23 protein-coding genes are annotated in these 26474 nt (G+C 38.0%); 7 read left to right on the top strand and 16 right to left on the bottom strand.

All coding sequences use genetic code 11. The features are described from left to right. From AC5NT5_RS20080 to AC5NT5_RS20035, 10 genes are all read right to left on the bottom strand, one after another. Nucleotides 1-1368 (bottom strand): MotA/TolQ/ExbB proton channel family protein, encoded by a 1368-nt coding sequence (locus AC5NT5_RS20080; protein WP_182724726.1) that lies wholly within the window; start codon nt 1366-1368, stop codon nt 1-3. Nucleotides 1369-1378: 10 nt separating this feature from the next. After that, nucleotides 1379-2131 carry a DUF3450 domain-containing protein gene (locus AC5NT5_RS20075; RefSeq protein WP_004334751.1) on the bottom strand — a complete coding sequence of 251 codons (753 nt, stop codon included), beginning with the start codon at nt 2129-2131 and terminating at the stop codon, nt 1379-1381. A gap of 250 nt (nt 2132-2381) precedes the next feature. Next, nucleotides 2382-2996 (bottom strand): DsbA family protein, encoded by a 615-nt coding sequence (locus AC5NT5_RS20070; protein ID WP_182724727.1) that lies wholly within the window; start codon nt 2994-2996, stop codon nt 2382-2384. 13 nt (nt 2997-3009) lie between these two features. Continuing rightward, nucleotides 3010-4092: a GGDEF domain-containing protein gene (locus AC5NT5_RS20065; protein ID WP_494513562.1), complete on the bottom strand. Its 1083-nt coding sequence runs from the start codon at nt 4090-4092 to the stop codon at nt 3010-3012. A 5-nt stretch (nt 4093-4097) separates the two neighbouring features. Next, entirely contained in the window at nt 4098-5987 is a 1890-nt protein-coding gene (locus tag AC5NT5_RS20060; protein ID WP_182724729.1) for a methyl-accepting chemotaxis protein, read from the bottom strand. Nucleotides 5988-6243: 256 nt separating this feature from the next. Then, nucleotides 6244-7500: a sugar MFS transporter gene (locus AC5NT5_RS20055; protein WP_494513561.1), complete on the bottom strand. Its 1257-nt coding sequence runs from the start codon at nt 7498-7500 to the stop codon at nt 6244-6246. 88 nt (nt 7501-7588) lie between these two features. Then, entirely contained in the window at nt 7589-8479 is an 891-nt protein-coding gene (locus AC5NT5_RS20050; RefSeq protein ID WP_494513560.1) for a substrate-binding periplasmic protein, read from the bottom strand. A gap of 78 nt (nt 8480-8557) precedes the next feature. Next, on the bottom strand, nt 8558-9070 hold the full coding sequence (locus tag AC5NT5_RS20045; protein WP_494513559.1) for an RNA methyltransferase: 513 nt from the start codon (nt 9068-9070) through the stop codon (nt 8558-8560). Beyond that, a complete protein-coding gene (locus AC5NT5_RS20040) occupies nt 9070-9582 on the bottom strand; it encodes a YcgN family cysteine cluster protein (RefSeq protein WP_149592900.1) in 513 nt (170 codons plus the stop codon). Before AC5NT5_RS20040 ends, AC5NT5_RS20045 begins: the two co-directional genes overlap by 1 nt. A 97-nt stretch (nt 9583-9679) precedes the next feature. Next, nucleotides 9680-11521 carry a DUF885 domain-containing protein gene (locus AC5NT5_RS20035; protein WP_494513558.1) on the bottom strand — a complete coding sequence of 614 codons (1842 nt, stop codon included), beginning with the start codon at nt 11519-11521 and terminating at the stop codon, nt 9680-9682. 154 nt (nt 11522-11675) lie between these two features. On the opposite strand from AC5NT5_RS20035, the gene AC5NT5_RS20030 reads away from it, so the two are divergent. After that, nucleotides 11676-12953, top strand: a complete 1278-nt coding sequence (locus tag AC5NT5_RS20030; protein ID WP_494513557.1) for a Xaa-Pro dipeptidase — start codon at nt 11676-11678, stop codon at nt 12951-12953. Nucleotides 12954-13171: 218 nt separating this feature from the next. Next, the gene (locus tag AC5NT5_RS20025; protein ID WP_494513556.1) at nt 13172-15592 is read left to right on the top strand and encodes a TonB-dependent receptor; all 2421 of its coding nucleotides are present in this window, start codon (nt 13172-13174) and stop codon (nt 15590-15592) included. Between the two features lie 138 nt (nt 15593-15730). On the opposite strand, the gene adhP is transcribed toward AC5NT5_RS20025, so the two are convergent. After that, nucleotides 15731-16741 carry an alcohol dehydrogenase AdhP gene (gene adhP, locus AC5NT5_RS20020; RefSeq protein ID WP_494513555.1) on the bottom strand — a complete coding sequence of 337 codons (1011 nt, stop codon included), beginning with the start codon at nt 16739-16741 and terminating at the stop codon, nt 15731-15733. Nucleotides 16742-16945: 204 nt separating this feature from the next. Here adhP and AC5NT5_RS20015 point away from each other — a divergent pair, with 204 nt between their 5' ends. Beyond that, nucleotides 16946-17491, top strand: a complete 546-nt coding sequence (locus tag AC5NT5_RS20015; RefSeq protein WP_024596846.1) for a GbsR/MarR family transcriptional regulator — start codon at nt 16946-16948, stop codon at nt 17489-17491. 40 nt (nt 17492-17531) lie between these two features. Here the strand turns inward: AC5NT5_RS20015 and AC5NT5_RS20010 are convergent, their stop codons facing one another. Together AC5NT5_RS20010 and AC5NT5_RS20005 are read right to left on the bottom strand one after the other, a co-directional pair. After that, nucleotides 17532-18548, bottom strand: coding sequence for a lytic murein transglycosylase (locus AC5NT5_RS20010; protein ID WP_494513554.1), 1017 nt, complete (start codon nt 18546-18548; stop codon nt 17532-17534). Then, entirely contained in the window at nt 18541-18828 is a 288-nt protein-coding gene (locus AC5NT5_RS20005; RefSeq protein ID WP_008134235.1) for a YcgL domain-containing protein, read from the bottom strand. The genes AC5NT5_RS20010 and AC5NT5_RS20005 overlap by 8 nt, the downstream gene beginning before the upstream one ends. A 155-nt stretch (nt 18829-18983) precedes the next feature. On the opposite strand from AC5NT5_RS20005, the gene minC reads away from it, so the two are divergent. From minC to minE, 3 genes are read left to right on the top strand one after another with little or no spacing between them, the layout of a single operon-like run. Continuing rightward, on the top strand, nt 18984-19688 hold the full coding sequence (gene minC, locus AC5NT5_RS20000; RefSeq protein ID WP_024596847.1) for a septum site-determining protein MinC: 705 nt from the start codon (nt 18984-18986) through the stop codon (nt 19686-19688). 5 nt (nt 19689-19693) lie between these two features. Next, nucleotides 19694-20503, top strand: a complete 810-nt coding sequence (minD, locus tag AC5NT5_RS19995; RefSeq protein ID WP_004334708.1) for a septum site-determining protein MinD — start codon at nt 19694-19696, stop codon at nt 20501-20503. A gap of 1 nt (nt 20504) precedes the next feature. Beyond that, nucleotides 20505-20768, top strand: a complete 264-nt coding sequence (gene minE, locus AC5NT5_RS19990) for a cell division topological specificity factor MinE (RefSeq protein WP_004334706.1) — start codon at nt 20505-20507, stop codon at nt 20766-20768. A gap of 161 nt (nt 20769-20929) precedes the next feature. On the opposite strand, the gene rnd is transcribed toward minE, so the two are convergent. From rnd to AC5NT5_RS19975, 3 genes are all read right to left on the bottom strand, one after another. After that, the gene (rnd, locus tag AC5NT5_RS19985) at nt 20930-22060 is read right to left on the bottom strand and encodes a ribonuclease D (RefSeq protein WP_494513553.1); all 1131 of its coding nucleotides are present in this window, start codon (nt 22058-22060) and stop codon (nt 20930-20932) included. A gap of 51 nt (nt 22061-22111) precedes the next feature. Then, nucleotides 22112-23764 (bottom strand): long-chain-fatty-acid--CoA ligase FadD, encoded by a 1653-nt coding sequence (gene fadD, locus AC5NT5_RS19980; protein WP_494513552.1) that lies wholly within the window; start codon nt 23762-23764, stop codon nt 22112-22114. A 115-nt stretch (nt 23765-23879) separates the two neighbouring features. Continuing rightward, entirely contained in the window at nt 23880-24731 is an 852-nt protein-coding gene (locus AC5NT5_RS19975; protein WP_494513551.1) for an alpha/beta hydrolase, read from the bottom strand. Between the two features lie 410 nt (nt 24732-25141). Between AC5NT5_RS19975 and AC5NT5_RS19970 the strand changes: the two genes are divergently transcribed. After that, nucleotides 25142-26431 carry an alkaline phosphatase gene (locus AC5NT5_RS19970; RefSeq protein WP_494513550.1) on the top strand — a complete coding sequence of 430 codons (1290 nt, stop codon included), beginning with the start codon at nt 25142-25144 and terminating at the stop codon, nt 26429-26431. The last annotated feature ends 43 nt before the right edge of the window (nt 26432-26474 follow it).

The raw sequence follows: 26474 nt of genomic DNA, 5'->3' as shown, positions 1-26474 counted from the left end.
TTATGCTCCTTTCTCGCTTCGCTCTGCAATAATACCGGCGCTCTGCTCTTGAATAGTTAACAAGATATTTTTAGCGCGCGTATTAAGTAAGGTGTATAAAAATACCGTTGGTATGGCGACCACTAAGCCCAATACCGTTGTTACTAGCGCTTGAGAAATACCACCCGCCATAAGCTTAGGATCCCCAGTACCAAATAAGGTGATTGCTTGGAATGTATTGATCATGCCGGTTACCGTACCTAATAAACCTAGTAGCGGCGCAACAACAGAGATGATTTTGATAAGTGTTAAATTACGCGTCACTTTTGGCATTTCACGTAAAATAGCTTCACTTAGTTTAAGCTCCAGTGTGTCGTGTGAAACACTTGGAAATTGATCTTTTACTTTCATTACGCGTCCAAGCGGATTGTCATCACGTGCAACTGTATCTTTAAGCTGGCGACGAATTTTACCGCCCATAATCAATAGTGAGAAAAAACGCTCAAGTGATATAAGAAGTGCAATAACACCTACGCCTAAAATCACATAACCCACTGTGCCACCTTGATGAACACGTTCTTGTGTATCAGGTGCTTGTACTAATAAACCAAGAATAGAGCCGCCTGTTGGGTCAAGTGCAAATTGCACCACGCCACTTTTAGTGCTTTGTAGCTCTTCTGCTGTTGCAGTAAAGCGCGATACAGGTTGGCGAGTTAATTCACTCAAAGAATTAGTCGAGGAATTAAACTCTAAATACTTACCGTTTGATATAAGGTTAAATGCCCCCACTCGCACAACTTCTTGCTGTGCTTTAGTACCGCCTTCAACAATAACACTTGCGTTAAAACGACTTACTTTACCTTGCTCGGTCATTTCGCGTTGTAATTCAAACCATACTTTTTCAATATCTTCTATTGACGCAAGTTTTGAAGTTGAACCCATCTTTTGAGCAAGGTCATCCATAAACGTACTGCGCCCAGCAATCTGAGCAGATACTATTGATGTCGCAAATTTATTACTAGAATCCCCTGCAACTTGTTGAAGAACGCCAAACAACTCTTTAAGCGAACCCATTCGTTTAGAAAGCGTGTCTGTTAAGTTAGCAAGTTTTACTTCGTTTTCTTCAAATTGCGTTTCTAGACGTTCAGATTCCACCAGCATTTGATTGCGCTTTGCTTGGGTATTTTTAAGTGTTTGTACTTGCTCGTTTTGGCGAGCAGCAAACTCTTGTTCACGTTGTTTATTTTGCTCGCTTTGAGCTAATTTACCATTTTCGAGCGTTTTAAGTAATGAATCTAAGTTCATTGGCTCTGCCGCTATACTTGCACCAGTAATGCTTAGGCTTGCAGCAAAAAGAGCTATTTTTGTCATTTGAGTAAACAATTTCATTTTCAACCTCTTATTCTGCTGCATGTACTGGCAGAGTTAACATATCTGGGGCAAGTTGTTTACGCGCAATGCGTAAACCTTTATTAATTTGGCTTATTGTAGAGTCTGGTAATGCTTCAAATGATTTTGTATCTGCATTCCAACTACCTGCTTTTTTGCCATCGCGTGTTAAGTAAATAAGCTCTAAACGGCCAATGCGTAAAAAATCAACTTCACGCTCTTTGTCATCCACATTTAAAAGTGCGGTATAAGCTTCAATAGTGCGCCCGTAGTCAACTTCTACTTGATACGCTTCAAGTACACGGCGAAATTTTTCACTTGAGTTAATATCAGCACGATTCATCATTTCTTTTAAAGACGTAACGCGCTTAGTGCGCTCATCAGCTAAAAATGGAATATCTAAAGATACAAACTGCTCAAGACCTTCAATCATTCTAAGCATTAGCGGAGTAATTTGACGTTCAATAATAGAAACCTGATCCATTGACAGGTTTAAAGATTCCATCTCTTCTATTTGATTATTTAATTGTTTAGTTAGCTGGGCGTTGTATACAGCTAAACCATCAATCTCTTTATTGAGGGTTTTAAATTGCTGTAAACGTCCTTGCATTGAATCTGCAATCTTGTCTATTTTTGTTTGTGATTGCGCAGCTGATTTATTAATTTCACTGCTTTTATCAATAACCTTATCTAAATCGTTTGCGTGTACTGCTGCACTTGCGGCCACAATACCAGCTAAGATTAATGGTTTAACGCCTTTCATCGCATACACCTTTACTCGTTAGTTAGCGGATTTGCTAGTTTGTTTTTTTAGGTCATAAACTTTGTTATATAAATAATTTATGACTTAATAATTCAATGAGCAGGAGTTTATAGATGAAACATGACAAGGATGTTGCGCAAAAAAGTCGCTTTTATGACAATGGTAACAATTAAGACTTACGAGGAGGTTTTAACGCCAATAAGGGTACTTGCTGGCCAAATACCCCAATTAAGAAGATGCAAGAAGGTGGTTAATCCAAAATTGAATTAATTTGATTAAGGGAATAGTGCCAATCGGTATAATTAATTTCTATAGGGTAAGCTTTATTATCTTTAATAAGCACTAGTGAGGGAAAACCTTGAATTGGTAAAGTACGAACAAACGATAACTCCGCTTTAAATTCATCATTAAGCTCGCTTGACGCTAGCTGCTCCGAAAACTCATCTTTATTTAAGCCAATTTTTTCAGCCAAACTAATTAATGTACTTTCATCAGACGGGTTTTGTGCGTTTAGGTAATAAGCGTGTTGAATGGCAGCCACCATTTGAGCTTCTTTACCCGCTTTACGCGCTATAAGTGCAGCTCTGCATGCGGGATACGTTGAACGCCTTGGCTGGCAGTTGCGCCAAAAATCATAATTAAATTGCGTACCTAACTGCGCTGAAATTTTATGCCAAGTTCCCTCAAGCATCTCTTTCATATTTTGTGGCATTGGGTCTTGGCTATCGGGTGCTAGGCCACCTACTTTATATTCAATTGCCACTTTACCAGCAAGCTCTGATTTTAGCTTAAGCCAGGTTGGTGAGTAACCCCAACACCAACTACACATTGGGTCATGAACATATATTAACTTACTTTGAGACATATTAATCCTTCAACTAGTTTGAGACGACTCTATTGCGACCAGCAGCCTTTGCACTATAAAGAGCTTCATCAGCTTGCTTTAATGAATCATCATAATCAGTTACTTTATTTACTTGGGAAATACCAATGCTACAGGTGATTGAAATACGCTGCTTGTCATCAGTAAATATAACATGCCCTGCCACGGCTTCTCGAAATTTGTTCGCAATTACAGAGGCTGCAGAGGCTGTGAGCTGCGGTAAAATAACAACAAATTCCTCACCGCCATAACGGGCCTTTAACGCAGTTGCCAAAAACTGAGACTCAAGAAGTTTGGTAAATTCTATCAATACCGTATCACCAAAATCGTGGCCATACGTATCGTTTAAAGATTTAAAATTATCTAAATCAATTAACAAAATTGAAAAAGGTAAGTACTGCTCTGGGCGTGTTTGAGCAAGCTTTAAAAAATGAGAGGTAATAAAACGCCTATTTGCTATGCCAGTAAGGGGGTCAGTATAAGCATCTTGTTTTTGCTCTAGCGTAATATCGGCAATAGCCATGTGGCTTTTATGCCTAAAATACTCACCAATAAATGAGAATAAAAACACCATAGAAAAGGACGCTATAAAACGTGTTTTTTCTACGTTGCCATAGCTAACTTGACCAAAGTCAGGGCCGTATAAAATAACAATACAAGAAAACAGTAAGGTACAGCCTAACCAAGCACCTAATCTAACCCCTAAAGATGCAAACGTTACGACAGGATAAAACATTAGCCAATATAGCGCGGTATTATCTTTACCCCCGGTATAAACAAGTGCAACAAACATCATGCACACAATGCTCACACTTATTAATGCCACAACTTGCAGGTTACCCGTTTTTATAAAGTAGATAGAACAGCTTATATTTGTAATGTTAACGATAATTAATGAAGCGGTTAGTAGTGGCGAATAAAGCTTATAATTAAAAAACACTAATACTGCGATCAACACAATTGAAATCCCAATCATGGTAAATAAGGAAAACGCTTTGCGTTGCATGTCTGAGCTATAAACACTGTCGATATTTATCAGACTGAGCCAATTTGGTTTATTCACATTTTTTTTAGTCATTAATTTTATACTTTAAACTTTTGAACCATATTTTCTAAAGCACTAAACTGTTGTTTTAGTTTGGTACATTCGTCAAGCGTGTCATTTAAGTTGGCCTTGCCTTGTATACAAAGCGAATTAATTGTTTGAATATCTGTATCTAATAACTTAACAACTTGGTTTTGCTCATCTGTTGCAGTGGCCACAGAGTGATTTGCATCGTTAATTTGTTGAATCGCTTGTATAACATGGCTCATTAAATTGCCAACAGCATCGGCTTGTTGCACGCTTTTTTCACTGCCTTCAAGGCTTGTTTTCATAAGCTCTACAGCAAGGTTTGAGCCTTTTTGCAACTGACTAACCGTGTCTTCAATCTCTTGCGTTGACTGTTGAGTGCGGTGCGCTAATTGGCGAACTTCATCTGCTACAACGGCAAAACCGCGTCCCGCCTCTCCTGCTCTAGCCGCCTCAATTGCGGCATTAAGTGCCAATAAATTAGTCTGCTCGCTTACACCTTTAATAACTTCAAGCACTTGGCCAATACTGGCTGTATGCGTATTTAAACTGTTTATAGTTTGCTGAGCTTTTTCCATATTACCCGAGAGCTGGTGGATAGTTGCAACACTGTGGCTTAATGCTTCTTGGTTTTGTGTTGAGTGTTCATCTGCATTTTTAGCAAGCTGCGATGCACTCTCTGCATTACTTGAAATATCCATTGATGTGGCAGAAAACTGGTTGATAGCTGCTGCAACGCTATCGGTTCGTTTACTTTGATCATCATACATAGACAGCGAAGAATGTGTTTGTGATACCAAGCTCTCAATAGCTGTATCTAATTGCTTTGTAGACTCTTTTACTTGTTCTATTGAATGCTGAATTTTTTCGATGAAAATATTAAATGAATAGCTTAAATCGCCAAATTCATCGTCGTTTTCAACGGTTAAACGCCTTGTTAAATCGCCCTCACCTTGTGCTATATCTTTAATAGCATCGTTTAAACGATTCATTGGCTGCATTAAATAGCGTAATAAAAGCTGCATCATAATTATAATAGTGATAATTCCTATCACCATAAAAACAGCTGCGGTTTGGCCAAAATTAGAGACACTGGCATACGCTTTATCTTTGTCTATAACAACACCTAGGTACCAATCTACGTTTTCAATACCACTAATTTTTGTAAACGAAATAAGCTTAGACTCTCCGTTTATCTCGTACTGGGTAAACTCACTTTGTAAAGGCGTATTCGTGCCAAATATGTCTGATGTATTTTTTAAGTTTAACTGAGCATTTGGATGGCTTAACACTTGGCCTTTATTATCGAGTAAAAAACCATAACCGAGTCCTAAAAAGTCAATATCGTTGATAATTTTTGTCACGGTCTGCATATCGATATCGGCACCTGCAACGCCGCTAAACTGACTATTTTGGAGTATGGGTACTACCGCTGAAATTGTAAGCTCGTTAGTGGTTACATCAATATAAGGAGTTGTAAAAGCGGTATTTGATTTGTTTTCGACTAATTTATACCAAGGACGAGAAGTCGCATCAAAATCTGCAGGTAATACAACTGATTGATCGTTTAATATAAACGTGCCGCTAGATTTACCTATATACGTATTTTTAAAGCTTCCAGCAAGCTCTGCTGTATTTAATTGTGAAAGGGTGAGTGCTTTAGAATCATTCGCTTTATGGGTTTTAGCAATTGATATTACAATCGCCAACTTTGCATTTAACCAACTCGCTATATTTTGTGAAACAGATTCGGAATTTTGTTGCAATACCAGGCTTAACTGCTGCTCGGTTTGCTTGCGCATCGCAATGTAGTTATTAAAAGTAAATAACCCTAGCACCAAAACCAAAATTAAGGAGGCTGCAATAGTCACTTTGGAAGTAAATTTCAACGAGTTAAGCATATACATCCTTTTTATTATTTATCGTTATTAGCCTTACTGTTTTAGCAAAAATTTAGCTAAATGTCCTAGTAAAAGAGACTTACAGTTAGGTTATTGATGAAAAATAAGAATAAAGGATTGTAAAAAAATAGGCTTTGGTGGGTAGCTGGCTAATATTAAAATAATTAATGACTAGATTTATTTTTTATGGAACGTTCCTATTAACTGTAGCTTTATAAGTGACTGAATACGTATTCAGTCACTCTTGTATAGTCTGTTATTTCCACTTATTTGCTAAGCGAACAACATTTAAACCGTACCATGCAATAAATACATAACATAACATTGGAACAAAAAAGCTTTGCTGTATATTTACTGTATCAGCTATAAACCCTTGCAGTAATGGTACAAGTGCACCACCAACAATTGCTAAACATAACCAGCCAGAACCTTTGCTCGTCAATGATCCTAGTCGCTCGATTGCAACTGAAAATATAGTCGGGAACATAATTGAGTTAAATAAACCAATTGCCAATACTGAGTATAAAGCGACGTCACCTTGAGTAAAAATAGTGATCAATAATAGCGCAATAATACTAAATGCATTAAACGCTATAGCTTTAGAAGGTGCAATCTTTTGTAATAATACAGAGCCAATAAAACGTCCTACCATTGCCCCGCCCCAGTAATAACTAATAAGTGCGGCCGCAGTATGCTCTTCAAGCCCTGCTATGTGCGCCTCACCAAAGTAGTTAACTAAAAAGCTGCCAATGGCAACTTCCCCACCTACGTAGCAAAATATAGCAAGTACACCCATAGTTAATTGCGGTGCTTGCATTAACGAACGAGATTCAATTGCTGTATTATTTTCCTCTTTGTGGGCTTCAATTTCTGGAAGCTTTATAAAGGCAAATACAATAGCGATAAGTAATAAAGCGCCAGCAAGCATTAAATAAGGCACTTTTACAGATTCAGCAGTTGCTGCCGATGCGGCTAAACTACCTGCAGTACCGAAAAATAATAAACCACCAACATAAGGCCCAACGGTAGTACCAAGCGCATTAAGTGCTTGTGCTAAATTTAGACGAGAAGAAGCTGTTTTTTCGCTGCCAAGAGCAGCAACATAAGGATTGGCAGAAACCTGAAGTACTGTTACGCCTGCAGCAAGTACAAATAAAGCGCCTAAAAATAGCCAATATTCATGTACTACAACAGCAGGGTAAAACAACATACACCCCATTGAAGCCACAATTAAACCAGTTAAAATCCCTTTTTTGTAACCAAATTGCTTAACTAAAAGCCCCGCAGGAATAGAAACAATAAAGTAAGCCCCAAAAAAGCAAAACTGTACTAGCATCGCTTCAAAAAAGCTCAAATCAAATACGCCTTTTAAGCGTGGTATTAGTACATCGTTTAAAACAGTAATAAAGCCCCATAAAAAAAATAGGGTCGTCATTGCAGTCAGTGGAAACAGATAATTTTTATTTGGCTGTTCGTTGACCGCGAATGATTGGTTTGTATTTATTTCACTCACGTCGTTTTCACTCCATTAACAAGTTGAAAACGATTTTACATGTTTAAATATAAATTAGTCAGCGCACTTATGGAACGTTCCAACAGGATTATTCACATTGTGTATTTGTCGCTCTAATAATTCGGTCTATTTCGCCACTGTTATTAAACTGATAAAGCCCTTCGTTTATATCCTCTAATACTAAAAGCCAGTTATGCGCACGCTTACTAATGGCAAAATATAACGAGTTATATTGCAAAGGAATGCTTTCTTGCTCAATGGAAGAAAGCAAAGACTGTTTTTCTGGTTTAGTTAAAGAGGAGTAAGCCACAGATGATTTCAAAGCTTGAGGATCGCCTATAACCAAATCAACACGTTTAGCAGTCAGTAGCTTAACAAGCTGTAAATCATCAACAGAGGTGATAACTTCAAACTCGCCATTGTCCATCATGGCATCAAACTCTGGCGTATTTTGATACCCTCGAACAACACCAATCTTAAGCCCTTTGAGCGAGTTCAAGTTTCCTGTGAAATGGTCTGTATCGCCTTTCCTTTTTAAAAAAGCAATTTTGCCACCTTTAAAGGAATTAGATAAGCCGAGTAATTCTCGACGTGTTTTACCATCAACATAATCGGAGGGGGCTGTATCTTCTATAAAGTATTCAGGCATTAGTATGTCAGCCCTGCCTAGTTCTACATTTCGTACCGCTCTTGCCCAAGGCAAAAATTCAATATATACGCTGTAGCCCTTACTATTTAACAAGGCAATTGAAAATTGATAAACCCAGCCTTTATTACATACATTATTACCAATATAGGGAGGCCAATCGAGTGTGGCTAGATGAAGTGTTTGTTTGGAGTTTTTAGCTTCATAGAGCACCCCTGATTTATGGGAATGCCCAGTTAAGGTGTGTTGAGTACCATTTTGAAAATACTCAACCGATGTTTCAGCAAAACTATTACTAGTTGTTAGCAATAATATAAAATAAAACCAGCGCATTTTAGTATCTATTTGTGATTAATAGTGTTTTTAAGTTTAGCTACTACTATCACTTTTGCACAAATAAACCTTAACTAATCAGCTTTTTTGCCACCTCATTTTATTGTTTGTATCACGAGAGCTAATAATAGTATCGTCACTACTCTCAACGCCGCCTAATTTAGCTAAGCGGTCATACAAAACTACATTACAGGTTGCCGCTAAGTTCATGCAGCCAATAGTTGGAATATATACTACTTCATCACACCACTTTAAAACGTCTTTTGGTACAGAGCCATCTTCGGGGCCAAATACATAAAATGCATTTTCAGGATGTTTAAACTCAGGTAAAGGTGTTGCCCCTTCAATAAGCTCAATGACAACAACGGTAGCACCCTCTGGTTTTACCGCTTCTAAACTATCAGTTTCGGTTAAAGGGATACGCTCCACTACATTTTTTGTATCTGTATGAAATTTTTTGGCATTTAAGTAACGATTACCGGTAAAAAACACTTGTTTGGCGTCATAACAGCCTGCTGCTCGCAATACACCGCCAACATTAGTCGGGCTTTTAGGATTGATTAAACCAATTACGGCTTGTTGTTTACTCATTAATCTACGTCCTTTGTTGGCCACTCTGCAATGTATAAATCAAAATCATCTAGCTTTACATCACAATCTTTTACTGTTTTGTCTTTTACAGAAATACCTAGCTCATGCATCTTTGTTTTATCGCCACTATTTAATAATGGGTGCCAAGAAGCCAAACCACGACCTTCATGTAAACGACGGTAACTGCAGCTTTGTGGCATAAAAAAGATGTCTTTAAGGTTTTCTTTTGTGAGTTTTACACAAGAAGGAACAAGCGTTTGGCGGTTTTCATATTCGCTACAACCACAGGTGTTGTTATCAAGATACTGACATACAATATTAGTAAATATTAATTGCTCACCTTCGCGTAACTGATCGGTGGCGGTAAATTCGTCTTCATCTTCGCTATCAATAAACGTATTTAAACAACATTTTCCGCATCCATCACAAATGGCTTCCCATTCGTTTTGACTCATGTCGCTTAAGCTTTTTTTAAGCCAAAATTGTGTATTTGCTAATTGTTGATCAAACATAGTTTACTCGTGCCCCCTAAAGAGCGCGCATTCTAACGTATTGCTGTAAATGGCGCAAAGCCAATACCCTTTCAAAGTACTGGCTTTGCGCTACAAATTAGCTTTGAGATTTAACCCAACGCTTAATTTTTTCCTCTAGAATTGGCATTGGCAATGCGCCATCAATTAATATTTGCGTGTGAAACGCTTTAATATCAAATTTATCACCCAGTTGTTTTTTAGAAAAATCACGTAATTCTTGAATTTTAAATTGCCCTAACTTGTAAGAAAGCGCTTGTCCTGGCCATGCAATATATCGCTCTACTTCAGCAATTACATCGCTCTTTGCCATAGACGAATTTGCAAGCATGTAATCTATACCTTGTTGACGCGTCCACCCTTTTGCATGAAAACCAGTATCAAGCACTAAACGCATTGCGCGTAATTGCTCATCCGATAAACGTCCATACCACATATAAGGGTCGGTAAATAAGCCTAGCTCTTTGCCTAAGCTTTCTGCGTATAGCGCCCAACCTTCTGCGAACACGGTATAACCACCAAATTTACGAAAATCAGGTAAGCCCTCTATTTCTTGCTGAAGTGCTATTTGAAAGTGATGGCCCGGGGCTGCTTCGTGAATCGATAAAGTTTCGAGTAAAAATTTAGGCTGCGCTTTTAAGTTATAAGCATTGATATAAAAAATACCAGGGCGGGAGCCATCAGGTGCCGGAGATGCATATGATGCACCTGCTGCCGACTGCGCTCTGTAGGCTTCAACTGCTTTTACAACGTAAGGTGCTTTGGGTGCTATGTTAAAAAGCAGAGGCAAACGCGCATCTATTTTTTTCTTAACGTTTTCATATGCTGCAATTAACTCCTCGGGCGTGTCGTAGTAAAATTCATCTGAATCACGTAAATGATCAAAAAATTCAGATAGTTCACCTTTAAAGCCTACGGTTTCTTTTACTTTTTTCATTTCGCTTAAAATGCGCGACACTTCACTTAAACCAATGTCATGAATTTCATCTGCAGATAAGCTAAGCGTTGTGTTTTTCTTAATTTGGTATTCGTACCACGCTTTACCGTTTGGTAAATCACTGTAACCTACGCTTTCTCGACTATTAGGAATATACTGATTAGCTAAAAAGTCACTCATGCTTTTATAAGCCGGTACTAAGTGCTGCATAATCAATTGACGATACTGCGCTGTAATTTTTTGCTTTTGCTGTGCGCTAAACGATTCTGGTAATTTTTTAATTGGTCCCCAAAATAGTGAATCCTCGGCATTTTTAACTACATGAGCTGCAAATTGTGGCTGTAATTTTTCAGCAAGTGGTTTTGGTAACGTAATACCTAGTTTAATGCCTTGCGCCATTGAACGCTCTACACTGGCAAGCCACTTTACAAAACCTTCGCTACGCGAGATAAAAGCGGTGTAATCTTCAACGGTATTAAACGGCTGAGCACTTTGACCTGAACCAAAACCTGCAAAGGTGTTATGCGCACCCGCCATTTGATTTATTGGTAGTAAATAATCAGGAAACTGCATGCCTTCTAATTTAAGTGCAAGGTCGCGCTCTAATATTTCAAAACTTAAAAGCGACTGCCCTGTTAACTGTGCTTTATCTATAAAGTTTAAACGCTGTTGATATTTTTTATAAAAAGCCGCTTTTTTAGCTCTATTTTCTTTTGAAATCTCAGGCGTAAATTGATCGTTAAACTCGTTACGACCACTGTACGTTGCGCTGATAGGGCTATATGTGAGCGATTCATCGTAATACTGTGCAACAAGTACATCGAGCTGTTGCTCTGCTGAAAGCTCTGAAACAATACCTGCCGATGCGTTAACTGTGTTTAACTGTGTACTGGTATTAGTCTGTGTACTAAGCTCAGTATTCATACAGCCACTTAAAGCAAACATAACGCCACTGGCAACTAATGCTAATTTAATTGATTTCATGTTAATCCTTTTTAATATCGTTTCTTAATTATGCGCATTAAAGCGTGCTTAATAAAGAAATTACGATAGATTGCATTCATCGTATTAAATTTGCACTTTTATCTGAGCTTGTTACATTTCTATTAATTCAAATATGATTTAAAAGAAAAATAAAATGAAAAAACAACTACTCAGCACCTCTATTGCCTTACTTTGCTTAACCACATTTAATACCCATGCAGTTACATACCTATCGGCTAAAGCCATGGTTGATGTTGAAGATGGCAAGCTAATTAAATCCCCTTTAATTACTATTGATGATGGCGTAATTACAAACATTGAACAAAATAAAAAACCAACGCTGTCTAAAGATGATAAACATATTCAACTCCCTGATTTAACCCTTATGCCAGGTTTAATGGATATGCATGTGCATCTAACAAGCGACCCTACGGTTCCGCGCAGTGAACGTTTAGGCCAGTCAGTTCCTAGAATGGCGATTAAAGCGGCTCATTTTGCTAAAAAAACCTTAGAAGCTGGATTTACAACAGTACGTAATGTTGGCGCAGAAGGTTACAGCGTTATAGCGGTGCGTGACGGCATAAATGCGGGTGACATAGTTGGCCCTCGTATTTGGGCTGCAGGCCCATCACTCGGCATTACTGGCGGGCACTGTGATAACAACCGATTACCTCCTGAGCTTAAATATACTTCAAGTGGCGTCGCAGACGGTCCATGGGCTGCGCGTATAAAAGTACGCGAAAATATTAAATACGGGGCAAATGCTATTAAGTTTTGCGCCACAGGTGGAGTATTTTCAAAAGGGACTAAAGTAGGTGCACAGCAGTATTCTTTTGAAGAAATGAAAGCCATCGTTGATGAAGCCCATATGCGAGATTTACCAGTAGCTGCTCACGCACACGGTACAAGCGGGATTAAAACAGCCATTAAAGCAGGTGTTGATAGTATTGAACACGCCAGCTTTTTAGATGACGAAGCGATAGCGCTTGCCAAAGAGCATGGTACTTGGCTTTCTATGGATATTTATAACACCGAATATACGCTAACTTATGGCGAGCAAAACGGCGTAGACGAAGAAAACCTAAATAAAGAGCGCCAAGTTTCTAAAAGGCAACGTGATAGCTTTAGCCGTGCTGTAAAAGCGGGTGTTAAAATGGTGTTCGGTACCGATGCAGCAATTTACCCGCACGGAGATAATGCAAAACAGTTTAGCCGCATGGTTGAATTTGGCATGACAGAACTACAAGCCATTCAAGCATCAACTATTAATAGCGCCAAGTTATTAAAAATGGATACTCAGTTAGGACAAATTAAAACCGGATTTGCAGCTGATATAATTGCGGTTAAAGCAAATCCTCTTAAAAGTATTAAAACCTTAGAGGCAGTACCTTTTGTAATGAAAGCAGGTGTTGTTTATAAAAACCAATTGTAAATACACGCTATTAAGGCTGAGTTTACTCAGCCTTAATAAAACTCTCACCTATATTGAATATGCCATAAAAGGGTCACCGCCCCCCTATTAGACTTGTTTTTGTTTGTTAATTATTCGAACAGTTTTATTTAATCAAATAAAATGAACTTTCTATTCACTTTAAAAACAATAACCATTATCATTCGCGCAAATTCAATAACGCGAATAGTTATCACTCTATGAAAACGTTTAAGTACTCTCTTATTACTCTTGCTTGTTTAAATGCAAATGTGGCATTTGCCCAAAATACACAAGTTGATGCTGATATTGAACGCATCAGCGTATACGAAAAGCAAAACCGTGTGGTGATGAGCTCTGGTCTTGCTACTAAATCAGACATGTCTTTAATGGAAACACCTGCACCGGTTGTAATTATTGACCGAGAACTGATTGAATCTCAAGGTGTAGACAGCTTACAAGATTTAGTTAGAAACGTAAGTGGCTTAACACAAGCAGGTAATAATTACGGTATTGGTGATAACTTAGTAATTCGTGGTTTAGATGCAAACTACACCTACGATGGTATGTATGGTGGTGCAGGCCTGGGGAATACATTTAACCCAACTCGTTCACTTACAAATGTTGAATCTGTTGAGGTTTTAAAAGGCCCAGCAACAGGTTTATATGGCATTGGTAGTGCAGGTGGCGTAATTAACCTAATTGAAAAAAAACCAGAGTTTGAAGAAAAACACAAAGTATCGGCTGAGCTTGGCCAGTGGGATAGCTATTCATTATCGTTTGATAGCACTAACGCTATAACAGATGATTTAGCTTATCGTGTAATGGCTAAGACAGCGTCAAGTGACGGCTTTCGCGATTTAAAAGAAGATCGCGACGAAATTTATACCTCACTTAAATACGTGCTTAATGACAGACAAAACATCATGCTTTCTGCAGCCTATATAAAAGATGAAATAGCGGTTGATTCTATTGGTCACCCTATTCGTATTTACAACGCAGAAACTGCAAACGGTTTAAGCGCAGGTGAAGTAACCGGTGCCGATTTAGTAAACGATCCGACAGGAAGCGGCGTACAGTTAAGTGATGCACAACGCGACCAACTTGCTAATTCGCTATCTGCATCTGATGGCTTAACACCTTATAGCTTTGGCACAAATGGTATTATTTCACCAATGGCTGATGCCAACGAAGGTGAAGAGCTGCGTTTTAAATTAACGCATAACTACTACATTACTGACGATTTGTTTTTAAACCAGCAGCTACAGTACCGCAACTACACATCTAGTTTTGCACGCCAAACAGGTGCATATAACTACGTCTATTCAACGCGCAGTGGAATTATCAATAACGACCCCCGAGCTCCATTAGTTGAAGACGGTGTACTTTACCCATATGCAGCACGCCGCCAAGAATACCGCCAAGTAGAAGCAGATGAAAAATCATGGCAGTACTTCTTAGATTTACGTTATGACTTTATGTTAGGCGACGTAGATAACGAATTACTAGTTAACGCCAACTACGAAGATAGAGATATTCGTTTTAAACAATTCTCAATATGGGATCAAGATTACGTACTCACAAACAATGATGGTGATGTAACGTACCAAGGTTCTTTGCCGTATATTTACGATATAAGAGAACCAAATTGGCCAACCGGTAACTTTGAAAATTACGATCCTCTTAAAACAAGTGACTACAATAAAAAAGTACAAGCATGGGGCTTAGGCATTCAACATGTTGGTTACATAACTGAAGAACTTACAACGCGTATTGGGGTGGCATATAACCGAATTGAGCAAACTTATGAGCACTTTGGTGTTGATGAGCGTTACAGTTCTAGCCGTGCAGAGCCAACACCTGAAGCGAGTACATCAGATTCTGGCTTAACGTATAATCTGGGGGCAACGTATCAGCCATCTGAAGATTTATCTGTATTTGTAAATCATTCAAAAGGTCGTACAGCGTATAGTGTATTAGGCTCTGTGGCAGGTAATGAAGCTGACCGAGAAGATTCAGAGTCTATAAGTAACGACCTAGGCTTTAGATTTAAAGCATTTGATGACCAACTACTCGCATCTTTTGTTATATTTGAAAGCTCTCGTACTAACTTAGAATATGCAAACCCGCTTTATGACGCTTTAACATCAAGCTCAGATGTACCTGAAAGCTATTATGATGGTAAAGAGCAAACAAAAGGTGTTGAGCTTGATTTAAATGCTTACTTGAACGATAAATGGAAAGTAAACGTAAACGGTATTTATCAAGATGCACGTGACAAAAGTAATCCTAACAGCAGCAGTTACGACACACGCCAAAAAGGTGTGCCTTACGTAACAGCAAGTACATGGGTAACCTACTACGCAGATATGTTTAACTTACCTGAAGCTGTAAATATAAGTGGTGGTATTACGTTTGTAGATAACAGAAGTACTAATTCAAGTTCGTTTTCGATTCCTGATGGTTATGTACCAAGTTACACGACTTACGATACAGCTGTATCGTATACAACTGATAAATGGCATATGCAGTTAAACTTAAATAACTTGTTCAACAAAAAGTATTATTCAAAAGCAATGTTTTTAGGTGGTATGCCAGGGGAAGAGCGTAATGCAAAACTAAGTTTTAGTTACACACTTTAACTAGCTAACCTGAACTCTGGATAATAAATCTATCTCAAGCAGCTATTTTCAGCGCTCAGGTTAGTTAAATACTTAAAAAGCACGGTTTTCTAATTTAGAAGCCGTGCTTTTTTGTGTTTTATAAACGCTTAATCTAAATTAAATAGTAACCACTATGCGACCGTTAATTTCACCTTTGAGCATATCATCAAAAATTTCATTAATGTCCTCTAAGCGTTTTTCTTCAATAATCGCTTTAACTTTACCTTGAGCGGCAAATTCCAAGCATTCTTGTAAATCTTTACGTGTACCAACAATGGACCCTACTACTGACACACCATTAAGCACAGTATCAAAAATAGGAAGCGGCATATCCTCTGGAGGTAATCCCACTAATACACATTTACCGCCACGGCGTACACTTTTATAGGCTTGTTCAAACCCCGCTTTAGACACCGCAGTACACACAACACCATGCGCGCCACCTACTTGTTCAAAAATAGCTTCGCTAGGAACCACCTCTTTAAAATCGAGGGTGATATCTGCGCCTAGGTCTTTAGCAAGCGCGAGTTTTTCTTTACCTGTATCAACAGCTATTACATTAAAACCCATTGCTTTAGCGTACTGTACTGCTAAATGACCAAGCCCGCCCACACCAACAATAGCAACCCACTGCCCTGGTTTAGCACCAGATACTTTTAATGCTTTATAGGTTGTAACACCTGCACAAAATAATGGAGCAGCCTCAGAAAAACCGAGTTCTTCTGGTATTTTTACAACGTAGTCGCCATGCGCTAAACAATATTCTGCATAACTACCGTCAATAGAATAGCCAGTATTGTGCTGCGATAAACACAGTGTTTCTTTACCATCTAGGCAAAACTCACAGTGCCCACATGCACTATAGAGCCAAGGAATACCGACTCTATCGCCAACTTCTAAGTGCTTAATGTTGCTTCCGACTTTTTTGATAACGCCGACACCTTCGTGCCCTGGTACTAATGGCATTTTTGGTTTTACTGGCCAATCCCCATGACAGGCATGTAAATCGGTATGGCAAACGCCACAGGCCGCTATTTTTACTAAAACATCGTTTATTCCCACCTCAGGAATTGGTAAGTCTGTTATTTCTAATTTACCTTTGTATTGAGTATTAATTGCAGCTTTCATAGTCATTCCATCGTATGTGAAAAAAATTAAAATAAGGATTTATCTACGTATTGTTGTGTACAACATATCCCAATATAGATGTATAAATATTAATCTAAATCATATTTTAGTCATTTAAATTAACTTATAAGCTTGCTAAGAACTTGCTATCCATAATGAGCGTGCTAGCATTTACTTTCTGAAATTACTGAAAGTTACTAAGCTATGAGTTTATCCGAAAAGAATTTTGCCTTTGTAATGCATTGTGGTGAGATGGGCAGCCGATGGGGATTCAATCGTACGATCGGACAAATGTGTGGTTTGCTGATTATTACTAAAAACCCAATGACAGCTAATGAGATTGCAGATGCGCTTAGTATTTCTCGCGGTAATGTAAGTATGGGCATTAAAGAGCTGCAATCGTGGCAGTTAATTAAAGTACAGCATATTCCTGGCGATCGTAAAGAGTACTACGCCCCTGCTGGCGATATATGGGATATGGCAAATCGCGTATTTGAAGAACGTAAAAAGCGCGAAATTGAGCCCACCTTAACGCTACTACGCGATAACTTATTAGACGAAGCCAGTAACGATGATGAGCTTTATGCACAAAAACAAATGGGTGAGATTCACAACCTACTTGAAACTGTCACTAAATGGTCATCAGAACTACAGCGTTTAACGCCAGAGCAACTTAATAAGCTAATGAAGCTAGGTTCTGGAATTGGTAAAGTTATTGACCTAAAAGAAAAGATATTCAAAAAAGAATAAAGCCGCAATTGCGGCTTTATTTATAGGTATATTTTAAAAATTAGATTTTTGGATAACCAATTCTATCCGACAAGTAACCTACGCTAGTAGCAAAGTAATACGAGCGATTCCAATGCATAAACACTTTGTAGTTATCGTACGCTAAGTACATACGGCCATTTATATCATCAGGCATAACCAGCGCAGCACGTACGTCTACATTAGGTAAATCAGAGCCATCAGCTTTACGAACACCCAGTGCTTGCCAATCAGCTAATGAGCGCTCTGAGTCGTTCCAATATTCTAACCACTGCTTGCGAGTTTTGGTACCACGCACTAAAACGTATTTACTATCAAAGTTTTCAGGTAACTGAACTTGGCGACCCCACGTAAGAGAGTCGTTCCAGCCTTCTTGCTTTAGATAATTAGCAATTGAGGCAAAAGCATCTTCTTTTGTATTCCAAATATCTTTACGACCATCGTTGTTGTAATCAACCGCGTAAGCATTAAAAGAGGTAGGCATAAATTGCGTTTGCCCCATTGCGCCTGCCCAAGAGCCTTTAAATTTATCAAGCGTTATGTGGCCCGACTTTAAAATATCCAGTGCAGCCCAAAGTTGGCGCTTATAAAGTGCTTCACGGCGTCCATCAAAAGCAAGTGTCACTAATGATGAAATAACGTTATGACCGCCTTGAATTGTACCAAAGTTACTTTCAAGCCCCCAAAGCGCGACTATAAAGCGTGCTTGTACGCCAAACTCTTTCGCTACTTTTTCAAGTACCTCTTTGTTTTCTGCGTAAAGCTTACGTGCGCGGTCAATTTTCCATTGTGGTACACGTTTTGGTAAATACGTTTCAAGGGTTTCTTTTACTTCTGGCTGGTTTTTGTCAGCCGAAACCACTTTTTCTTTATACGTTGCTGTTGCAAACGCATCGTCAATAAGTTTGGCTTCGTAACCTTTTGCGATAGCTTCTTGCTTTAAATTCGCTAAATAATCTTGAAATTCAGCCTGAGTTTTTGCCATAACAGGTGAGCTTAAACATACACCACATAATATAACGATAAGTTTTTTAATCACTATCAACTCCATTGTCTTTTCGTAATTGGCTTAGCAAATTTTGCTCAGGTGGTGGAATTTGTAAGTAGTAGCCTTTATCAGGATTTGATAACGCTGCTTTTACAGTTTCTAAATCTGCCCCACCTAAATGCTCACGTTTTGCTAAATTGATGATCATCACATAAACAGGTTGACCAAACATAGTCATCAAAGGTTCCGGAACTTTGCTAAAATCATCTCTTTTTTCAACAAATAAGAACGTATCCGCTTTTTTCTTACTTTTATATACTGCAGTGAGCATTATGGCCCTATAAATTCTTGCTTAACAATGCCGCACACTATAACATGAGAGTAATAATAAGTTAGAAAAATTAGATTAGAAATTTCAATAAAGGCCCTATTCAGCCTACGTTTATCTAAAATTAATTTCTAATCAGACAAATCAATTGAGCGTGTATGTCGGACCAAATTTTTGAGTTAAAAGGGAATCTTTTTACGTTATCAGTTTTGCATCTTTATAGTACTGATATAAACCTTTTAGCAGAACAACTGTATGTAAAAATAGCCCAGGCCCCTAAGTTTTTTGAGGGTGCGCCTATTGTCGTTAATTTAATAGAAATCAAAAACAGTTCACTTGATTTTGTTCACTTAAAATCATTAATCGAGCGAATGAGTTTTAATGCGGTTGGTGTGTGTAATGGCTCAGATGAGCAACATACTCAAGCAAAGGCCGCTGGCTTATCTGTTTTAAATTATTCACAAGACGTTAAGAGCGAACCTGTTAAACAAGAGCCCAATACATCGATTGTAGAAAAAACGGTGCATTTACCAGCGCAAATTATCAGCGGTACAGTTCGCTCTGGACAACAAGTTTATGCAAAAGATAGAGATTTGATAGTACTTGGCGCAGTTAGTCATGGTGCGGAAGTCATTGCCGATGGGAATGTGCATATTTATGGCACGCTACGCGGCCGCGCTATTGCAGGCGCAAAAGGTTTTAAAGAAGCACACATTTTTTGCCAAAAACTTGAAGCCGAGCTGGTTTCAATAGATGGTAACTACTGGATCAGTGATTCGCTACAAGGTGAACATTGGGGAAATGCAGTGCAAATACAACAAAAAGACGAATCATTAGAAATTTCAGCTTTGGTTAAAGGATAAATCTCATGGCAAAAGTAATTGTCGTTACCTCAGGTAAAGGCGGTGTTGGTAAAACAACATCAAGTGCTGCAATTGGCACAGGCTTAGCGTTAAAAGGCTATAAAACAGTTATTATCGACTTTGATATTGGTTTACGTAACTTAGATTTAATTATGGGTTGTGAACGCCGCGTTGTTTATGACTTTGTAAATGTAATTAATGGTGAGGCAAACCTTAACCAAGCGCTTATTAAAGATAAACGTGTAGATAAATTATTTTTACTACCTGCTTCACAAACTCGTGATAAAGATGCTTTAACACGTGAAGGTGTTGAACGCGTACTAAATGAACTAAAAGAAGATTTTGATTACATAGTATGTGATTCACCAGCAGGTATTGAAGCTGGCGCTATGATGGCAATGTACTTTGCTGATGAAGCAATTGTAACAACAAACCCAGAAGTGTCGTCAGTTCGAGATTCAGATCGTATTTTAGGTATTTTACACAGCAAATCAAAACGTGCTGAAGAAGGCCTAGAAAATATTAAAGAACACTTATTATTAACACGCTATAACCCTGGTCGTGTTGAAAAAGGTGAAATGCTATCGGTAGAAGATGTGCAAGATATTCTGTCAATCCCATTATTAGGGGTTATTCCTGAATCGCAAGCGGTATTAAGTGCTTCAAACTCAGGCCAACCTGTTATATTGGATACAGAATCTGATGCAGGCCAAGCTTATTCTGATGCAATTAACCGCTTACTAGGTGAAACCGTCGATTTTCGCTTCTTAGACGTTGAGAAAAAAGGCTTATTTAAACGGATTTTTGGAGGTTAACGTGTCTTTACTTGACTACTTCCGCTCAGAAAAGAAAAACAGTGCGTCACTAGCAAAAGAGCGATTGCAGATCATTGTCGCGCACGAGCGTTCTCAACGAGGAACGCCGGATTACTTACCACAATTAAAACAAGATATTTTAGATGTGATCCGTAAATACGTGAACGTAAGTACCGATGCAGTTCAGGTTCAGTTTGATCAAAACGAAGACGATTTAGCCGTACTTGAGCTAAACGTTACACTACCTGATGAAGAAAAGAAGTAATTGAAGAAAGGGCGCTTTATAAGCGCCCTCTTTATTTTTATTTACTTTGTAATAATCACTGTGAATATCTACGCTTTATGCCTGCGCTCAACTAAAACTTTTTAACCATGTAATATGAACCAATAGACCCTTATCACACAGTTAAAGGTATATATTTAGCGTTAAGTATCCCACTCTTTTAAAGCATCTTTAACGAAGCTGTATCGCCAAGAGCTTAGTAAATCAGGTTTTATATGACTCTGTTTTTGCTCATTAGTTAACTTCCAATTCCAACTAATCAATTGATTAATTTGCTTTTTAGAGGCCATAACGTCTTCTGGTATATTGTGCTCTTTAGCTACTTTAGTGATCTTTTGTTTAATATCTTTGGCTACTTTTTTATAAGTAGGAAAATCAATTAAGCGCTTAAGTACATCAGGGTGCTCAGCATCTGGTACTGCTTTGGCAACTTCAATACACTTTATTATATCTACACCAGAGCGATTAACTTCAATAGCTTCAACTCCTGGAATTTGTCGTAGACCATTTAAACTTGAAGGACCACGTTTAGCAATTTCAGTCATGTTATGTTCTTTTAACACAAAATTTAGCGCTAAATTTTTCTTAATGGCTTTATTTCTGCGCCATACAGCAAGTTCTTTTAAAACCGCGAGTTCGTGCGGTTTAAGTTGCCATGCATTTTTAATATCTTTATATAAAAGCTCATCTGGTGTTTGAAACGCACGCTTTTTAGCTATCAGCTCACTCTCGTTTATTACAATGTCAAAGAACCCTGCGGCATTAATACGTTCTATAATCAGCTCGAAACACGGCAATAAGTAAAAAGTATCTGCAGCAGCATAATCTAATTGTTTTTTAGTTAACGGACGTTGCAGCCAATTAGTACGTGATTCACTTTTATCTATTTCAATACCTTGCAACTCTTTTACCATAAGGGCAAAGCCCATACAGTTACCTTCACCGAGTAGCTGCAACGCAAATTGTGTATCAAAAAGTGGGGCTGGGACAAAACCTGCGTACTTTTGAAAAACTTCAATATCTTCTGAAGGAGAATGCAGTACTTTTAAAACACTAGGATCTTTTAGTATTTCCCAAAAATCGAATAATGAGAGCTCTGCTAAGGGATCGATAAGCGCCAAATGCTCACCATCAAAAACTTGGATAAGTGCAACTTCTGGATACAAAGTGCGACGACGCATAAACTCAGTATCAATAGCTAAAATAGGCTTATTTTTTATTTGTTCAACAAAAGTGTTCAGTTGATTTTGGGTTTCGATCAATTGGTATTGCACTTAATCTCCTACAATAAAAAAGCCGACATATGTCGGCTTTTTTATAGGTTGCTAATCTTTCAAGGCTCTTCGGAGTATTTTACCTACGTTAGTTTTAGGTAACTCATCCCTAAACTCTACCAGTTTTGGGACCTTGTAATTAGTTAAATTATCACGACAGTGACTTATTATATCTTTTTCAGTTAAAGAAGGGTCTTTTTTAACAACAAAAACTTTAACTTGTTCGCCACTTACATCGTGAGGAATACCAATAGCAGCAACTTCAAGCACACCTTCGTGCATAGCCACTACCTCTTCTATCTCGTTAGGGAAAACATTAAAGCCAGATACAATGATCATGTCTTTTTTGCGATCTACAATAAAGAAGAAACCTTCATCGTCATAAGTTGCAATATCACCTGTTGCAAACCAGCCATCTTTTAAACATTCAGCGGTTGCATCTGGTCGCTTGTAATAACCCACCATAACTTGCGGGCCTTTCACACACATTTCACCCGGCTCACCTTTAGCGGCTTCTTCACCGTTATCAAGTATTAACTTAATTTCAGTATTAGGCGCAGGCAAACCAATAGAACCATTATATGATTCTAAATCATAAGGGCTAATAGTTACCAATGGAGAACATTCTGTAAGGCCATAGCCTTCCATTAATTTTGAGCCAGTCACTTTTTGCCACTTTTCAGCAACAGGACGTTGCACTGCCATACCGCCACCAAGTGACATTTTTAAATGACTGAAATCAAGTTCAGCAAAGCCCGGTGTGTTTAATAAACCGTTAAATAACGTATTAACACCCGTAATAGCTGTAAATTTATGCTGTTCTAGCTCTTTAACAAACCCAGGCATATCTCGTGGATTTGTAATTAATATGTTTAAACCACCGTACTTCATAAACGTCAGGCAATTAGCTGTTAAAGCAAATATATGATAAAGCGGTAAAGCGGTAACAACAACTTCTGTACCACGATTTAACACTTTGTCTAAACAGCCTGAAACTTGTTCAAGGTTACCAACCATGTTGCCATGGCTCAGCATTGCCCCTTTAGATACACCTGTTGTGCCACCGGTGTACTGTAAAAAAGCAAGATCGGACAAGCTCATTTCAGGACGTGTATATTTAGTTTCGTCTGCAGCTAAAACGTCTGAAAAGTTAATTGTGTTTGGTAAGTTGAACTTTGGCACCATTTTTTTAATGTGCTTCACAACAAAGTTAACTATGTGCTTTTTAAGCCCACCAACCATATCGCCTACTTGCGTTACTACAATGTGTTTAACATCAGTGTGTGCAAGTGACTTTTCTAGTGTGTCAGCAAAGTTTGCTAAAATGAAAATCGCAGTAGTGTCAGAATCTTTAAGCTGATGCTCTAACTCACGCACAGTGTAAAGTGGGTTAACATTTACAACCACACAACCCGCACGTAAAATACCTAAAATGGTGACTGGTGTTTGTAGTAAGTTAGGCATCATTACGGCAACTTTGTCGCCTTTTTTAAGACCTAAATCATTTTGAATGTAGGAAGCAACTTTTTTTGTTGCTGTATCTATTTCGCTATAAGACAGCGTTTTACCCATATTAGTAAATGCAGGTAAATCGGTGTAGTCGGTAAAACTTTTTTCGAACACTTCGAGTAACGAGTTGTAATGCTCAGGATCGATTGTTTCAGGCATACCCTCTGGGTAGCGCTTAAGCCAGATTTTTTCCACTCTTAGCCCCTGTTTATAATTATATTTTTATTAACCTTAATCTAAGTAAGGCGCTTTAACAATTGAGCAAATACTCTAATGGAGGAATAATCCCACATTTTACGTAAACTTACAATTAACATGCACCATTTTGCAGCATAAAGTCTTGAATATGCTCAAAACATAGTTCGTTACTTTGCATATGACAATGGTGCCCACCATCTACATTAATTACCTTTAAGCTATTGTAATAACTAATATACTTTGCCAAATTTTGTTTTACAAACGAATAACCTTCGTTACCTAAAATTAATTGGCACGGTGCAATTAAATCTTTTATTGCACCAATACATTGCGCCTCATCAAACCTAAAACCTGAGTGATTTTTAAGCTTTGGATCTGTTGTTAATGCATAACCATCTAAAACCGATTTTATATTTCGCTGCATTAAAAGAGCAATAAGCTCACTATTTAAATCGGTTGCTTGGGCACGTGCTTCATAAATAAGTTCTTTCGATTTATAAACTCTCTGCTTCTTATTTTTTAAGCGCGCTCTATTTAATACAGCACTTTTTAGCTGTTCACATACGCCTTCGCTAGGAGTTGTAACACAACCAATCCCTTCAATAAAGGTAACAGATTTTACATAATCACCAAAGCAACTAGCAAAAAGCCCTGCAACCATAGCTCCCATCGAATGACCAACTAAATGAACTTTTTTAGCACCAAGCGCATTGATAAGTTGGTACACATCATCAATATAATCAACAAAATAATAATGTGCATCGTCGCTTCGCCAAGATGATAAACCATGCCCAACAAAATCAATACAGTACCAAGTGTGCTTTGGCATAACTTTACTTAACATGGGCATATAACTGTGGCAGTTATCTAACCAACCATGCAACGCTATTACTATTTCGTCCCCAGAACCTACTTTTAAGCCATGAATATTTAAGTTATTGGTTTCAATATTAAATGGCTTCACAGCAAGTTCCTTTATAAATTTAAAGAATTATTATTTATAGCATACAAGTTGTCAGACCACTAACCGAGAAAATGGTGCCAAATTCGCTATTTAATTATCTTGGCGATCTAAAGAAATCAAAAAATATAAAATAAAATTTAAACAATATCATAAGTTTAATTACATAAAAAATAAACTGACCGATTTAAATATGTTTACTTTGTATACCTTTTAAACAATTTAAAGGTGATAGCATTATATGTACTTAAGCTATAACAAGTATAATTTAAATAAATAGAACTAACAGTGTTAACTAAAATTCAATTCATATAACCCCAAATTATAAATATCTTAGATATTCATTTATTTATCATCCTATCTGTATACAATATCAGCGGCTATTAAATAAGGTACACTCATAAGGTACAACCATGAAAAAACAGATCAGCTTATTGGCACTTTTATGCACCGCTTCTGGTGCTTACGCAGAATCAGCACCTAAAAATGTAATTTATATGATTGGTGACGGCATGGGTCCGGCTTACACCACGGCTTACCGCTATTTTAAAGATGACCCTGCAACAAAAAAAGTAGAAGGCACAGTTTTTGACACTATTTTAAAAGGCATGGCTCATACCTACCCTGACGACCATACTTATGTAACAGACAGTGCAGCGGGTGCTACAGCGCTTAGTAGCGGTCATAAAAGTTATAATGGCGCTGTTGCTGTAGATACAGATAAAAAGCCAGTTAAAACTATGCTTGAAATAGCAAAAGAGCGTGGTATGACAACAGCGCTAGTTGTAACGTCACAAATAAACCATGCAACGCCTGCCAGCTTTACAGCTCACAATGAATCTCGTTACAACTACGATGATATTGCCAACGATTATATTGATAATAAAATTGCTGGTAAATTACCCGTTGATTTAATGCTAGGTGGCGGTACTAAATATTTTATTCGTGATGACCGTAATTTAGTTGAAGAATTTAAAGCGGCTGGTTACCAATACGGTGATGATATTAATAATTTGGGCCAAATTACACAAATACCTGCCATAGGTTTATATGCAAGCAAAGGCCTGCCATTTGCACTTGATATGAACCCAACTCGCCTTACTCAGTTAACATCTAAAGCACTTGGTTTACTAGATAACCAGAACGAAGAAGGCTTTTTTATGATGATTGAAGGCAGCCAAATTGATTGGTGTGGTCACTCTAACGATATAGCCTGTGCGATGGCTGAAATGGACGACTTTGCTAAATCAATCGAAAAAGCAAAAGCGTACGTTGATAAAAATAAAGATACTATACTTGTAGTTACAGCCGATCACTCAACGGGTGGCTTAACTATTGGTTCGCACGGTCAATTCAAATGGGAAACAGACGTAATTAAGGGTGTTAAGGCAACGGCTAGTAAGTTAACAGACAAACTTATGGAGTCTAAAGACTTAAAACCAGTATGGACTGCTAACACCACTATTGAATTTACAACTGAAAACCAAATAAAACTTGAACAAGCTAAAAAAATGGGTGAAAAAGCGCTTAATTTAGCTGTTAAGAGTATTATTAGCGATGCAAGCTTTACTGGCTGGACAACCGGCGGACACACCGCTGTAGACGTTCAAGTATTTGCCTATGGTAAAGGCAGTGAACAATTTATCGGCTCACAAAATAATACTGATATTGCAGATAAGCTGATTGGCTTTATTAAGCAGTAAGCTTTACGTGGTTTTGAACATAAAAAGCCCGAACACTTGTTCG

This window comes from Pseudoalteromonas sp. J2K-J599 (genome assembly GCF_059295115.2).
This window is presented reverse-complemented; position numbering and strand designations above follow the sequence as displayed.

Coding starts and splice junctions, on each gene's coding strand:
- AC5NT5_RS20030 (WP_494513557.1), top strand. CDS start 11,676: ATGAAAAAACAACTACTCAGCACCTCTATTGCCTTACTTTGCTTAACC.
- AC5NT5_RS20070 (WP_182724727.1), bottom strand. CDS start 2,996: ATGTCTCAAAGTAAGTTAATATATGTTCATGACCCAATGTGTAGTTGG.
- minD (WP_004334708.1), top strand. CDS start 19,694: ATGGCAAAAGTAATTGTCGTTACCTCAGGTAAAGGCGGTGTTGGTAAA.
- AC5NT5_RS20040 (WP_149592900.1), bottom strand. CDS start 9,582: ATGTTTGATCAACAATTAGCAAATACACAATTTTGGCTTAAAAAAAGC.
- AC5NT5_RS20035 (WP_494513558.1), bottom strand. CDS start 11,521: ATGAAATCAATTAAATTAGCATTAGTTGCCAGTGGCGTTATGTTTGCT.
- AC5NT5_RS20045 (WP_494513559.1), bottom strand. CDS start 9,070: ATGAGTAAACAACAAGCCGTAATTGGTTTAATCAATCCTAAAAGCCCG.
- AC5NT5_RS20065 (WP_494513562.1), bottom strand. CDS start 4,092: ATGACTAAAAAAAATGTGAATAAACCAAATTGGCTCAGTCTGATAAAT.
- AC5NT5_RS20015 (WP_024596846.1), top strand. CDS start 16,946: ATGAGTTTATCCGAAAAGAATTTTGCCTTTGTAATGCATTGTGGTGAG.
- AC5NT5_RS20050 (WP_494513560.1), bottom strand. CDS start 8,479: ATGCGCTGGTTTTATTTTATATTATTGCTAACAACTAGTAATAGTTTT.
- minC (WP_024596847.1), top strand. CDS start 18,984: ATGTCGGACCAAATTTTTGAGTTAAAAGGGAATCTTTTTACGTTATCA.
- AC5NT5_RS20025 (WP_494513556.1), top strand. CDS start 13,172: ATGAAAACGTTTAAGTACTCTCTTATTACTCTTGCTTGTTTAAATGCA.
- AC5NT5_RS20080 (WP_182724726.1), bottom strand. CDS start 1,368: ATGAAATTGTTTACTCAAATGACAAAAATAGCTCTTTTTGCTGCAAGC.
- adhP (WP_494513555.1), bottom strand. CDS start 16,741: ATGAAAGCTGCAATTAATACTCAATACAAAGGTAAATTAGAAATAACA.
- AC5NT5_RS20005 (WP_008134235.1), bottom strand. CDS start 18,828: ATGCTCACTGCAGTATATAAAAGTAAGAAAAAAGCGGATACGTTCTTA.
- AC5NT5_RS20075 (WP_004334751.1), bottom strand. CDS start 2,131: ATGAAAGGCGTTAAACCATTAATCTTAGCTGGTATTGTGGCCGCAAGT.
- AC5NT5_RS19970 (WP_494513550.1), top strand. CDS start 25,142: ATGAAAAAACAGATCAGCTTATTGGCACTTTTATGCACCGCTTCTGGT.
- AC5NT5_RS20060 (WP_182724729.1), bottom strand. CDS start 5,987: ATGCTTAACTCGTTGAAATTTACTTCCAAAGTGACTATTGCAGCCTCC.